The sequence below is a fragment of the Streptomyces sp. NPDC001714 genome, from assembly GCF_042892755.1.
GTDB lineage: Bacteria > Actinomycetota > Actinomycetes > Streptomycetales > Streptomycetaceae > Streptomyces.
Genome location: NZ_JBIAUL010000027.1, coordinates 48,727 through 61,434 on the forward strand (window position 1 = coordinate 48,727; position 12,708 = coordinate 61,434).

The 12,708-nt window shown below is 74.1% G+C and carries 2 protein-coding genes; both read right to left on the reverse strand.

What is annotated here, in order from left to right; genetic code table 11:
* Nucleotides 1-14: 14 nt before the first annotated feature.
* Entirely contained in the window at nt 15-9,587 is a 9,573-nt protein-coding gene (locus ACFY0P_RS45045) for a type I polyketide synthase (RefSeq protein ID WP_388927740.1), read from the reverse strand.
* Between the two features lie 94 nt (nt 9,588-9,681).
* Nucleotides 9,682-12,387 (reverse strand): AAA family ATPase, encoded by a 2,706-nt coding sequence (locus ACFY0P_RS45050; protein WP_388927743.1) that lies wholly within the window; start codon nt 12,385-12,387, stop codon nt 9,682-9,684.
* Nucleotides 12,388-12,708 lie beyond the last annotated feature (321 nt).

Genomic DNA, 12,708 nt, shown 5'->3' on the forward strand with positions numbered 1-12,708 from the left:
GGTGGGTGCCTCTCCTACGAAATGCCGAGCTGGTTGTCGATGAGGTCGAAGATCTCGTCGTCGTCGGCGGCCGCGAGCAGGACCTCGACGTCGACCGCGGGAGCGGGTTCCGCCGGTTCGGGTTCCGGCGCGGGCGGTGCGGCGGGTGCGACGAGCGTGTCGAGGTGGGCGGCCAGGGCGCTGGGGGTGGGGTGGTCGAGGACGACGGTGCTCGGGAGGCGCAGTCCGGTGGCCGCGCCGAGGCGGTTGCGCAGTTCGATGACGCCGAGGGAGTCGAACCCGCTCTCCATGAAGCCGATCGCGGGACGTACGGCGGTTGCGTCGGTGTGCCCGAGGACGGCCGCGGCGGTGCTCCGCACGAGGGCCAGCAGCCTGCGCCGGCGGTCGGCCTGCGGCGCGCTCTCCAGTGCGCGCCGCAGCGCACCCGACGGGTCGGGGGACGTGTCGCGGGACCGTACGGCGGGCCGAGCCCTCGCCGCGAGATCGCGCAGCACGCCGGACTGCCGGCCGCTCTCCGACGGGGTGGTGTCGATCTCGGCGGCGACCACCACCGGGTACGGCGTGCCGAGCGCGGTGTCGAACAGGGCGAGGGCGGTGTCGTTCGTCATCGGTGCGAGGCCGATGCGGGTGAGCCGGTCCGTCTCGGCGGATCCGAGGCCGGCCGCCATGCCGCCGGCCTCGGCCCAGTGGCCCCACGCCAGTGACACGGCGGGCAGGCCACGCACCCGGCGGTACTGGGCGAGGGCGTCCACCTGGGCGTTGGCTGCGGCGTAGTTGGCCTGTCCGGCGTTGCCGAGGACGCCGACGGCCGAGGAGAACAGCACGAACGCGGAGAGGTCGAGGTGGGCGGTGGCCCGGTGCAGGTGCCGGGCACCGTCCGCCTTGGGGCGGGCGACGGCGGCCAGCCGCTGTGGGGTGAGCGAGGTCAGGACGGTGTCGTCCAGGACGCCCGCCGTGTGCACGACGGCGGTCAGCGGGTGGGTGGTCGGCACGCCGGCGATCAGTGCGTCGACCGCGTCCGCGTCGCCGACGTCGCAGGCGACGATCGTGACCTCGGCGCCCAACTCGGCCAGCGCGGACCGGAGTTCGCGAGTGCCCGGGGCGGCCGGTCCCTGCCGCCCGGTGAGCAGCAGGTGCCGTACGCCGTGGTGGGTGACCAGACGACGGGCGACAAGCGCACCGAGGGTGCCGGTGCCGCCGGTGATCAGGACGGTTCCGGCCGGGTCCGGGGGCGGCGGGGGCAGGGTGAGGACGAGTTTGCCGGTGTGCCGGGCCTGACCGAGCCTCCGCAGCGCCTGCGGTGCCTGCCGGACATCCTGGGACCTGAACTGCAGCGGCTCCAGGGCGCCTTCGGCGAAGAGGCCGAACAACTCGGCGAGGATCTCACCGATCCGGTCCGGCTCCACGTCGAACAGGTCGAAGTCGAGGTAGGCGGCGCCGTCGTACTCGGCGGCCACGGCCGCGGCGTCCCGCCAGTCGGTCTTGCCCATCTCCACGAACCGGCCCTCGGGCGCGAGCAGTCGCAGCGAGGCGTCGGTGAACTCGCGTGCCAGGGAGTTCAGTACGACCTCCACGCCCCGGCCGTCCGGGGTGCCGCGTCGGAAGAAGTCCTCGAAGTCGAGCGTGCGGCTGGAGGCGATGTGGTCGTCGGGCAGTCCGAGGCCGCGCAGGGTGTCCCACTTGGCGGGGTGCGCGGTGGCGTACACCTCGGCGCCCCGGTGCCGGGCCAGCTGGACGGCGGCCTGGCCCACGCCGCCGGCCGCCGAGTGGATCAACACGCGCTCGCCGGGGCGGAGTTCGGCGAGGTCGAAGAGTCCGTAGTAGGCGGTGAGGAACACCACGGGCACGCCGGCCGCGCGGGCGAAGCTCCAGCCGTCGGGGATGCGGACCAGGAGCCGGTGATCGGTGACGACGACCGGCCCGAGAGTGCCCTGTACCAGTCCGGTGACCCGGTCGCCCGGCCCGAGGCCGGTGACGCCGGGCCCGGTCTCCAGGACCACGCCCGCGCCCTCGGCCCCGATGCGTGCCTCGCCCGGGTAGACGCCGAGCGCGATCAGCACGTCGCGGAAGTTCAGGCCGGTGGCGCGCAGGGCGATCCTGACCTGACCGGGCCCGAGCGGGGCCGCCGCCTCGGGGGCGGGCAGCAGGGTGAGTCCGTCGAGACTGCCCCGCGGCTCGGCGTCCAGCCGCCACGCATCACCGGCGTCCGGCGGCGGAGCGAGCAGGTCCGGGTCGGCGGCACGCGTCAGCCGGGGAACCAGCAGATCCGTCCCGCGGACGGCGATCTGGTCCTCCGCCGAGACGAGCAGCGCGCCGAGACCGGCGAGCGGAAGGCCGGTGGCCGACTTGGCGTTGAGGTCCACGAGGGCGAACCTGCCGGGATGTTCGGCCTGCGCGGCACGCACCAGTCCCCACACCGCGGCGGCGGCCGGGTCGGGAACGTCCTCGCCGGGGTGGGTGGCGACCGCGTCGCGGGTCACCAGTACGAGTCGGGTGTCCTCGGTGTCGGGGAGGGCGAGCCAGCGCTGGAGCAGGTCGAGCACGGCGGTGGCGTCGGGACCGGCGGCCAGGACCACCGGTCCGAGGGGACGGGGCAGAGCGGCGGGGTCGTCGTAGGCCTCGACGACACGACCGACGGCCTCGGCCACGACGGCCCGCAGGGGGTCGTCAGGGGCGGCGAGGATCGCCCGACCGATGGACGGCACACCGCCGTTGGGCACGACGGCCGCGGTCGGCGGGCCCACGGGCCGAAGGGCGCCCGCGGAGTCGGTGTCGACGCGACCTCGGGTACCTTCGGCCGGGTCGGCCCGCAGCGGTTCACCTCGGTCGCCCCGCGCAGCCCGGTCGATGAACGGCACGCCCCCATCGGGCACCGCAACGACACTCGACGGTCCGGCGGGACCGGGCGGAGCGGGATGGCCGGCGCGGGCGGCAACGGCCTCGGCGGGGTCGGTCCGCGGGTCTTCGGGGGTGGCCGGGAGCAGTAACCCGACCGGCGTCTGCACAGCCTCGGGCGCGTTCACCGGAACCCACTCCAGCCGGTGTCCGGCCGTGGTGTCCTGCCGGGGCGCGGCGCGCAAGGTGAGCGCGGCTACGTCGGCGACCACCTCACCTGAGGTGTCGCGAAGTTGCATGGCGACCGTGTCGACGCCGGTGGGCCGGACCCGTATGCGCAGGGCCGACGCACGCTGGCGGTACAGGGTGACGCCCTCCCAGGCGAACGGCAGCCGCAGCCGTGCCGATCCGGGGACCAGGGCGACGACGGCGTGCAGAGCGGCGTCGAGCAGGGCGGGGTGCAGGGCGTGCCCGGTGGTGGTCTCGGGGGCCGGGCCGACCTCGGCGTACACCTCGTCGCCGAGCCGCCAGGCCTTGGCCAGAAGCCGGAACGCAGGGCCGTAGTGGTAGCCGTCGTCGGCGAGACGGTCGTAGACGTCCGTGAGGTCGACCGGTTCGGCGCCCTCCGGTGGCCAGACGACGTTCGTCGCGCCGACCGGGACCGAGGCCTCGGCCGTGAGGCCGGTGGCGTGGCGTGTCCAGGGAGCGTCGGTGCCCTCCGTGCGGGAGTGCACGGCCAGCGGGCGGCGGCCGGAGTCGTCGGCCGCGCCCAGGGAGAGCTGGAGCCGGACCGCGCCGTCGGCGGGCAGTTCGAGCGGTGTTTCCAGGGTCAGTTCCGCGACCCGGCCGCCGCCGGCGTGGAGGGCGAGGTCCGTGAGGGCCGCGCCGGGCAGGATGACCCGGCCCGCGATGGTGTGGTCGGCGAGCCAGGAGTGGCTGCGCAGGGCGATGCGTCCGGTGAACAACGTGCCCGCGTCGTCGGGGAGTTCGACGCTGGCGCCGAGCAGGGGGTGGTCGGTGGGGTCGAGGCCGGCCGCGGTCGCGGCGGTGCCGGAGGGCGCGTCCAGCCAGTGCCGCCTGCGCTGGAAGGGGTAGGTCGGCAGGTCGACGGCGCGCACGGTGTGCCGGTCGAACGCGGCCCGCCAGTCGACGGCCGTGCCGTGCACGTGCAGTCGGGACAGGGCCTCGGTGAAGGTCCGGGTCTCCGCACGGCCGCCCCGCAGCGCGGCGACCGCGGTGAGTCGGTCGTCGGCGCCCGTCTCGGCAAGGGACTCGACGAGGGAGGTGAGGACGGCGTCCGGGCCCAGTTCCAGGAAGGCCGTCACTCCGAGGTCGCGCAGGGCTTCGAGTCCGTCGTGGAACCGTACGGCCTCGCGGATGTGCCGCACCCAGTAGTCGGGGTCGGTCAACTGCCCTGCCGCCACGGGCCGTCCGGTGACGTTGGAGATCACGGGGATGACCGGTTCGGTGAGTTCGATGCTCGCCGCGATCGCCCGGAAGTCCTCCAGGGCCGCGTCCATGTGCGGCGAGTGGAAGGCATGACTGACCGTCAGCAGCTTGGTCCTGCGACCCTGTTCTCGCCACTGACCGGCGATGCGCTGCACGTCGTCCGCGTCGCCGGAGACCACGACGGACGTGGGACCGTTGACCGCGGCGATGCTCACCCGCCCGGCGGTCGCGGCGACCAGCGGTGCCGCTTCGGCCTCCGTGGCCTGGAGGGCGGCCATGGCGCCGCCTTCCGGGAGCGCCTGCATGAGGCGTCCTCGCGCGGCGACCAGGCGGACCGCGTCCGGCAGCGAGAAGACTCCGGCGAGGTGCGCGGCGGTCAGTTCGCCGATCGAGTGGCCGATGAACGCGTCGGGCCGGACTCCGAACGAGGCGGCGAGCCGGTACAGGGCGACGCCCAGGGCGAACAGGGCGGGCTGGGTGTAGGCGGTGGTGTCGAGCAGTGCCGCGTGCGCGCTGCCCGGTTCGGCGAACATCACGTCGAGCAGCGGGGTGTCCAGTTCGGCGTCGAAGAGCGCCGCCGTCTCGTCGAGGGCGGCGGTGAAGACGGGGTGGTTCTCGTACAACGCCCGCCCGGCGCCCGGGCGTTGGCTGCCCTGCCCGGGGAACAGGACCGCCGTGCGGATCTCGCGGCCGGCGGCCGGGCCGTGCACGAGTCCGGGCGCGTCCGTGCCGTCGGCCAGGGCGCGCAGCGCGGCGGTCCGCGCGGCGCGGGTGTCGCCGAGGATCACGGCGCGGTGGTCGTGGAGTGACCGGGCGACGGCCAGCGACCAGCCGACATCGGTGTCCCGCCCGTCGAGCGTCTCCAGGCGGGCGAGAAGGCGGCGCGCCTGGGCTCGGAGGGCGTCGTGGTCGCGGGCGGACACGATCCACGGCCCCGGTACGGCGGCGGACGCCACGACGGTGCCCTCGTCCCCGGCGGGCGGCGCCGCCTCCAGGATCACGTGGGCGTTGGTGCCGCTGATGCCGAACGAGGACACGCCGGCTCGTCGGGGCCGGTCCTCGACCGGGGCCGGCCAGGGAGTGGGGGCTGTGAGGAGGGAGACCGTACCGGCCGACCAGTCCACGTGCGGGGTGGGCCGGTCCACGTGCAGGGTGCCGGGCAGTTCGCCGTGTTCCAGGGCCTGCACGAGCTTGATGACCCCGGTGACTCCGGCGGCGGCCTGAGTGTGCCCGATGTTGGATTTCGCGGAACCGACGAGCAGGGGCCGCCCGGCGTCCCGGCCCTTTCCGTACACGGCGATCAGGGCCTGCGCCTCGATGGGATCGCCGAGCGCGGTACCCGTACCGTGCGCCTCGACGGCGTCCACGTCGCCGGGCCGCAGTCCGGCGGAGGCCAGGGCCTGGCGGATGACCCGCTCCTGGGAAGGGCCGTTCGGCGCGGTCAGCCCGTTGGATGCGCCGTCCTGGTTGACGGCGGAGCCGCGCACCAGGGCGAGTACCCGGTGGCCGTGGTGGCGCGCGTCGGAGAGGCGTTCCAGGAGGACCAGTCCGACTCCCTCGGCCCAAGCCGTGCCGTCGGCCGCCGCGGCGAACGGTTTGCAGCGCCCGTCGGGTGCCAGCCCGCGCTGGCGGCTGAACTCGGTGAACATGCCCGGCCCCGACATCACGGTGGCGCCGCCGGCCAGGGCGAGGTCCGACTCCCCTGACCGCAGCGACTGCGCCGCCAGATGCAGGGCGACCAGCGATGAGGAGCAGGCGGTGTCCACGGTGATCGCCGGGCCCTCGAGACCCAGCGCGTAGGCGAGACGGCCGGACGCGACGCTGGTGAGGGTTCCGGTGAGCGCGTGCCCCTGGTAGCCCTCCGGGGTCTCGTGCAGGCGGGGGCCGTAGTCCTGCGGCATGACGCCGACGAAGACACCGGTGCGGGTGCCGCGCAGGGTCGCGGGAACGATCCCGGCGCGTTCGAGGAGTTCCCAGGAGGACTCCAGCAGGAGCCGCTGCTGGGGGTCCATGGCGGTGGACTCGCGCGGGCTCAGACCGAAGAACGCCCCGTCGAACCGGTCCGCGTCGTACAGGAATCCGCCCTGCCGGGTGTACGACGTCCCGTGCCGCAGGCCTTCCGGGTCGTGGAGGGCGGCCAGGTCCCAGCCGCGGTTGTCCGGGAAGTCCCCTACGGCGTCCCGTCCTTCCCGCAGCAGGTCCCACAGTTCCTCGGGGGTCTGCGCACCGCCCGGCCAGCGGCCGGCGAGGGAGACGATCGCGATCGGGTCGTCGTCGACGTGCGAAGCGGCCTCTCGTACGGGCTCCATGGCGGCCTCGTCCAGACCGCCCAGCAGGTTCCGTACGTGATCGGCGACCGCGCGGGCGGTGGGGCGGTCGTAGGTGAGGGTGGACGGCAGGTCCAGTCCGGTGGCGGCGGCGAGGCGGTCGCGGAACTCGACTGCTGAGACGGAGTCGAAGCCCAGCTCCCGGAAGGTCAGGTCGGGGTCGACTGCTTCGGGAGACGGCTGTCCGAGGACGAGGGCCGCGCCGGAGCGGACGATCCGCAGCAGGTCCGCGTCGGCGGGGACGGCCCCGACGGCCGGCTGTCGGGCCGCGGGCTCGACCGCCGTGACGTCAGGTGATGTTGGCGGCCTGTCGGGCTCGGTCGCCGTCTCGGTGGGGGTCCAGGTCGGGGCCTCGGGTCCCGGCAGCGCGTCGAGCCAGATCCGGCGGCGCTGGAAGGCGTATGTGGGCAGCGGGACCCGGCGGGCCTCGGTGCCGTACACCTCGGTCCACCTCAGCTCCCCGCCGCGGACGTGCAGTTCGGCGAGGGAGGTGAGGAAGCGGCGCGGTCCGCCGTCGTCGCGGCGCAGGGTGCCGGTGACGGCCGTGCCCGGCAGGTCGGCGAGACCGACCGTCAGCACGGGATGCGGACTGACCTCGACGAAGGCCCGGTGACCGGCGGCGTGCGCGGCCTCCACGGTCTGCCGGAAACGGACGGTGGAGCGGAGGTTGCGGTACCAGTAGCCCGGGTCGAGCGCGGTGCCGTCGAGGAGGCCGCCGGTCACGGTCGAGTAGAAGGCGATCCGCGCCGGGCGGGGCCGGATCGCGGCGAGCAGGGCGGGCAGGCTCTCGCGCAGCGGCTCGACCTGGGGTGAGTGGGAGGCGTAGTCGACCGGCACGACCTTGGCCCGGACCCCGTCCGCCGCGTACCCGGCAACGAGTTCCTCGACGGCCGTGCGGTCGCCGGAGACCACGGTGGTGGACGGGCCGTTGACGGCGGCCACGCTCAGCGCGCCGCCGAAGCCTTCGAGTCGCGCCCGTACGTCTGCCTCCGGCAGCGGTACGGAGGCCATGCCGCCGCCCCCGCCCGACAGAGGGAGTTCGGCGATGGCGCGGGCGCGCAGGGCGACCAGCGCGGCGGCGTCCTCCAGGGTCAGCGCACCGGCGACGTGGGCCGCGGCGATCTCCCCCTGGGAGTGCCCGATCACCGCGTCCGGGCGCACGCCTCGGGCCTGCCAGAGGGTGGCCAGGGACACCATCACGGCGAAGAGGGCGGGCTGGACCACGTCGACGCGCTCCAGTGACGGGGCGTCCGGTGTGCCGCGCAGCAGGTCGTGCAAAGACCAGTCGGTGTGGGGTGCGAGGGCTGCGGCGACCGCGTCGATCGAGGCGGCGAAGTCCGCTTCGGTGGCGAGGAGTTCACGGGCCATGGCGGGCCACTGGGGGCCCTGGCCGGGGAAGACGAACACCGTGCCGCCCTGTTCGCCCGCGCGGCCGGTGACGAGGCCGGCCGTCTGTTCGCCGGCCTCCAGGGCGGCGAGCGCGGCAAGCAGTTCGTCGCGGTCGGCGCCGATCACCACGGCCCGGTGGGCGAAGGCGGTGCGGGTGGTGGCGAGCGTGTGCCCGATGTCGTGCGGTGCGAGGTCCGGCCGCCGTGCGACATGGGCGCGCAGGCGTGCGGCCTGGGCGCGCAGGGCCTGCGGGGTGTGCGCGGACAGCGGCCACAGCCAGGGGCCGTCATGCCGGGCGGCGGTGTCGTCGCGTACCGGTGCCGGGCCGACCACGACATGGGCGTTGGTGCCGCCGACCCCGAACGAGCTGACTCCGGCGACCGGCGGGCGGTCGGGGTGGGGCCAGGGGCCGGACTCGGTGCGCACCCGCAGCCGGAGGCCCTCGAAGGGGATGTCCGGGTGGGGGGTGGCGAAGTTGAGGCTGGCGGGGAGGCGGCCGTGGCGGACGCTGAGCACGGTCTTGAGCAGACCGACGATGCCGGACGCGCCTTCGAGGTGTCCGACGTTGGTCTTCGCCGAGCCGACGAACAGCGGTGCGTCGGGCGTACGACCGGCGGCGAAGACCTCGCCCAGGGCGGCGGCCTCGATCGGGTCGCCGACGCGGGTTCCGGTGCCGTGCAGTTCGACGTACTGCACATCGGCGCCACCGACCCCGGCGCGGTTCAGCGCGGCCCGGATCACCTCCGCCTGAGTGGCGGCGCCCGGCACGGTCAGTCCCGGCGTGGCGCCGTCGCTGCCGACCGCGCTGCCCAGCAGTACGGCGTGCACCGGGTCGCCGTCGGCCAGGGCGCGGGCGAGCGGCTTGAGGACGAGCACGACCGCGCCCTCGCCGCGCGCGTAGCCGTTGGCCCGGGCGTCGAAGGTGAAGCAGGTGTTGTCGGGGGACAGCGCGCCGAAGCGGTCCACGACGAGGGTGCTGTCCGGGGCGAGGTTCAGGTTGACCCCGGCGGCCAACGCGACATCGGACTCGCCGGTGCGCAGGCTCTCCAGGGCCAGGTGGACGGCGACGAGTGAGGAGGACTGCGCGGAGTCCACCGAGAGGCTCGGGCCGCGCAGGTCGAGGGCGTAGGAGACGCGGTTGGCGATGACACCCCGGTTCAGTCCGGTCAGGGTGTGCCGGGTGATCGCGTCGGAGCCGTGCCGGTGGACGAGTCCCGCGAAGTCGGCGGCGATCGATCCGACGAACACGCCGGTGCGGGACGCGGCGAGGTTGCCGGGGAGGATTCCCGCGTCTTCCAGGGCCTCCCAGGCGAGTTCCAGGACGAGGCGTTGCTGCGGGTCGGCGGCGGCGGCCTCGGCCGGGGATATCCCGAAGAATTCCGGATCGAACAGGTCGACGTTCTCGAGAAATGCGCCGGGCCGAACATCCGCGGTATCCACCGATTCGCGGAACCGGCCGGCCGGTGGATTCCCGATCGCGCTCACGCCGTCGTCGAGAAGCCGCCAGAAAGCGCCCGGGTCAGGGGCGCCGGGGAGCCGGCAGGCGATCCCGACAACGGCCGTGGCTTCATTCTCCGCTGCAGACATGCTGATCAGCATGGTGTCCCCGGGGTCGTGAACGACCCCTACCGGCCCCCTGCCGACCCCCTACCGGCACCCCCCTAGGGGCGGTGCACACCGTTCAACCGGCCAGTCCCCTGCGGAGTTCCCGTAAATCGGCGAGTTCTATTCTGCGGCGCACCCCGAGTTTCCGGTAGACCTTCGTCAAATGCTGTTCGACGGTGCTGACCGTGATGAAGAGCTTCTGTCCGATCTCCCGGTTGGTGAGACCGCATGCCGCGAGTTCGGCCACCCGCCTTTCGGCTTCGCTGAGTTCGTCGTCACCGGGCTGTGCCGGAGCGGTGCCCGAGACTCGGGACAGGTGACGGGCCCGACGGTCGGCGGTCCTCGCCTGGGCGGGGTCGCCGAGCGCGCCGTGGGCGGCGCTCAGTTCGGCGAGCGCCGCGGACAGTTCGAACTGGTCGCCGGAGATCTCCAGCGCCTGCACCGCCCGTTCCAGCAGCGGGGTCCGCTCGGCCGACTCGGCAGCGGCGGCCCGCGTACGCAACGCCATTCCCAGGATGCGGGGCCGGCCGAGACCGAGATCCTTGAGCTGACGGTCCATCAGAGAACGGGCGGCCCCGGGGCGGCCGAGGGCGAGCTGGGCGCGGGCGGCGCCGATGCGCCACGGGACGAGGCCGGGCAGGTGGTCCAGGTCCCAGCGGGCCATGGTCGCCCCGCACTCCTGATAGTCGGCGAGGGCCGCCTCGGCGTCGCCGACCGCCAGGTGGTGTCCGGCCCGGGCGTAGCGGTAGTGCAGTCCCATGGGGGTGCGGAACATCGCCCCCGGCACGGGCATGGCCAGGTAGCGGGCGGCGTCCTCGTGGCGGTCCAGGGCGGTCCGTGCGGCGATCATGGTGGCCAGGGGGAAGCCCACTCCGACGCCCCAGCGGTCGGGATCGATCTGCTGGAAGGCCGCGCGGGCGTATTCCTCCGCGGTGCGTACATCGCCCTGGCGCAGGGCGGCTTCGGCGGTGAGCGCCGCCAGCAGGGCGTCCTCGGTCGCGTCGTGTCCGCGGCCGGGCCTGTTGGTGACGGCGGCGCACCAGCGTGCGGCGCGGTCCGACTGGTCCGCGTAGAGAAGCGCGGTGAGCGCCGCCGTGAGTGACCTGACCGGAGTGTCACCGAGCCGGCTCTCGCGCAGGACTGACTCGGCCCGCGCCACGGCGTCCGGTGCGGGCAGTCCGTCGAGCAGCGCCGTCAGCACCCCCATGCCGTCCGGTGGCGTGGCGCGGGTCCCGCCGGGGCGGTCGCGTCCGGCGTCCGGTCCGGCGCCGGTCCTCGGGAGGAGGGCCGGGTACCAGTAGCGGACCCAGTCGCGCAGCCGCGACCAGGCGCCGGGGTCCGCCCAGTGCTCGGCCTCGTACCGCTGCAGGCCGGTGACCCCCTCGTCCACCTGCCCGTGCCAGAACAGATGGCGCACTCTGGTGCGCTGCTGCCGGGGGGACGGGGTGGCGGCGTCGGGGCCGCTCTCGGGAAGCCAGGGCACGCACTGGATGACGACGTCCTGGGGATGGTCGGACTCGGGGCGCCGCGCCTCGTCGACGGGTTCCGGTGCCTGGGTGCCTCCGACGGGCATCGCCGGTGCCGTGCCGTCGGCGGCCCACGGCGCCCGCACCTGTCCTTCCGCCGCGCGCATCTGCTCGGCGATGTGTTCCGCGGGTGCGCCGGCGTCCTGCAGCAGACCGGCCGCGCGGCGGTGCAGTGCCGCGAGTTCGGCGGGCCGCATCGCCGCCAGCAGGTCGCCCGCTCCGCTCGGGTGCCGGAAGTAGCCGTCCCGGAACAGGCCTGCCGCGTGCAGGAGATACAGGGCGCGCGGCGGTGAGTCGTTCGCCAATAGGAGGAGTTCGGCGAGCAGCGAGGACTCGGCGGGACGGCCCAGCGCGGCGACGCCTCGGGCCACGCGCAGCGCGAAGGGGTCGACGCGGTGCAGGCAGTTCATGACCCCGCGGCGGTAGTTCTCCCCCACCACCAGGTCAGGGTGGCCGCCCCCGGCTTCCTGGTCGTCGATGACGGCCCGGACGAGGAGCGGGTTTCCACCGGTGAGGTCGTGCACCGCGCCGGCGTGTCGCCGTGCTGTCTCCTCGCCCAGCCGGGCGCCCATCAGTTCGGCGATCACCTCGGGGCCGAAGAGCCGGAGCCGGATGCGCTCGTGATGCGGCTGACTGGCCAGGTCGACGTCGAAGAAGGGTTCGGGTGGCGTCATGTTCTCTCGGGAGCACAGCACCGTGAGGACGCGGGCGTTGCGAATGCGGCGGGCCAGGTAGAGCAGGAACTCCAGGGACTGGATGTCGGCGTCCTGCCGGTCGTCGACGGCCAGGAGCAGCGGTGTGTGCCTGGCGAAGTCCAGCAGGAGCGTGCTCAGGCCGTGCAGCACCTGAGGCGTGGGCCGGACCCGGGAGCCGCCCTCGCCGCCCTCGGGTGAGGACCAGTGCGGTGCCGGACCGACGGCCACCCCGTTCTCGATGAGACGGGCCGCCTCGGACGCGATCTCCGGTGCCAGGTGCGGGCTCTGGAAGAGCTGGCGGACGATACCGAGCGGGAACTCCCGCTCCAGGGGGGAGCCTGCGGCCATCAGCACCTGGGCACCGTCCGAATCGGCGAACTCGCTGAAGGTGTCGAGGAGTTCGGTACGTCCGGCGCCTACCGGGCCGTGCAGGGTGACCACGCTGCCCCGGCCGTTACGGCAGAGTTCCCACGCGGCCTGAAGCCGGCCGATCTCCTGCTGACGTCCGGGGATAGAGAGGGAGGGGACGGTGCGCATCTGCTGCGCCGGGGACATGAACATGCGCTCTCCTGGGGCGCGGGCGCATGAACGGGAGGCGCGCCGGCGCGCTTCCCATCGTGCGAGGCCTGGAACGAGGTGCGAAGCGCGTCACGCTGAACGGACGCGACGCGTGCGAACAGACAGCTGCAAACCGGGCCTGTCCGGTCCGGTCACGTCCCGGAATCAGCTACAGAGGGAACTCGCCCGGCGGCGGAGGTCGATGTCCAACCTGGCCACCAGTCCAAGCTGTGCGGCACCGATGTGCACGCGCTGCATGACCGTCCCCATCCCCTGACCAGTCCTACGACGACGCACCTGTCCGTGTCGGGCGGGCGCGGCCTG

Coding starts and splice junctions, on each gene's coding strand:
- ACFY0P_RS45045 (WP_388927740.1), bottom strand. CDS start 9,587: ATGTCTGCAGCGGAGAATGAAGCCACGGCCGTTGTCGGGATCGCCTGC.
- ACFY0P_RS45050 (WP_388927743.1), bottom strand. CDS start 12,387: ATGTTCATGTCCCCGGCGCAGCAGATGCGCACCGTCCCCTCCCTCTCT.